We start from the raw sequence: 1,155 nt of genomic DNA on the forward strand, positions 1-1,155 counted from the left end.
TTCGAGGGGTACGGCCCCAATCCGGAAGCCATGCGCGACCTCGTCTCGCGCGGCGCCAAGCTGATCGTCACCGTCGACTGCGGCACCAACAGCGCCGTCTCCATCGAGGCGGCGAAGGAAGCCGGCGCCGATGTCGTGGTGCTCGACCACCACCAGGTCGGCGGGCCGCTGCCGGCGGCGAATGCTGTGGTCAATCCCAACCGCGAAGACGATCTTTCCGGGCAGGGCCATCTTTGCGCCGCCGGTGTCGTTTTCCTCTGCCTGGTGCAGACGGCGAAGGTGCTGCGCGGCCGGCTGCCCGAGGCGGCACAGCCGGACCTTCTGTCGTTGCTCGACCTGGTGGCGCTCGCCACCGTCTGCGACGTCGTGCCGCTCACCGGCGTCAACCGCGCCTTCGTCGTCAAGGGGCTGCAGGTGGCGCGCCAGCAGAAGAACGAGGGTCTGGCAGCCCTTGCCCGGGTGTCGCGCATCGGCGAGCCGATCAGCACCTTCCACCTCGCCTATCTGATCGGGCCGCGCATCAATGCCGGCGGGCGCATCGGCGACGCCGCGCTCGGCAGCCGCCTGCTTGCCACCGACGATCCGGTCGAGGCCGGCACGATCGCCGAGACGCTCGACCGGCTGAATCAGGAGCGCCAGCAGATGGAGCTGGAGATGCTGGCCGAGGCCCGCGCCGAAGCCGATGCCGAGCTTGCCGGCGGCAATGGCCCGGCCATCGTCGTCACCGCCAGCCAGACCTGGCATCCGGGCATTGTCGGGCTGCTCGCCTCGCGGCTCAAGGACCATGCACGGCGGCCGGCCTTCGCCATCGCCTTCAACGCCAATGGCGTCGGCACCGGCTCCGGGCGATCGGTGTCTGGCTTCGATCTCGGGCGGCTGGTGCGCGAGGCGGCCGATGCCGGGCTGATCGTCAAGGGCGGCGGCCACGGCATGGCGGCCGGCATCACGGTCGAGCGGGCCGGGCTCGGCGCGCTACGCGCCTTTTTCGAAGAGCGCGCGGCGGCCGATGTGTTCAGGTTGCAGGACGAGGAGAGCCTGGCGATCGACGGCGCGCTCGCCGCCGAGGGGGCGACGCTCGCCTTGCTCGACGCGCTGGAAAAGGCCGGTCCGTTCGGCGCCGGCCATGTCGCGCCGGTGTTCGCGCTGCCGCGCCAC

1 protein-coding gene is annotated in these 1,155 nt (G+C 71.3%); it reads left to right on the forward strand.

What is annotated here, in order from left to right; genetic code table 11:
- On the forward strand, positions 1–1,155 hold a 1,155-nt coding region (recJ, locus tag EN780_RS34745; RefSeq protein ID WP_128276502.1), incomplete at both ends, for a single-stranded-DNA-specific exonuclease RecJ.

Source organism: Mesorhizobium sp. M4B.F.Ca.ET.089.01.1.1, from assembly GCF_004022605.1.
GTDB lineage: Bacteria > Pseudomonadota > Alphaproteobacteria > Rhizobiales > Rhizobiaceae > Mesorhizobium > Mesorhizobium abyssinicae.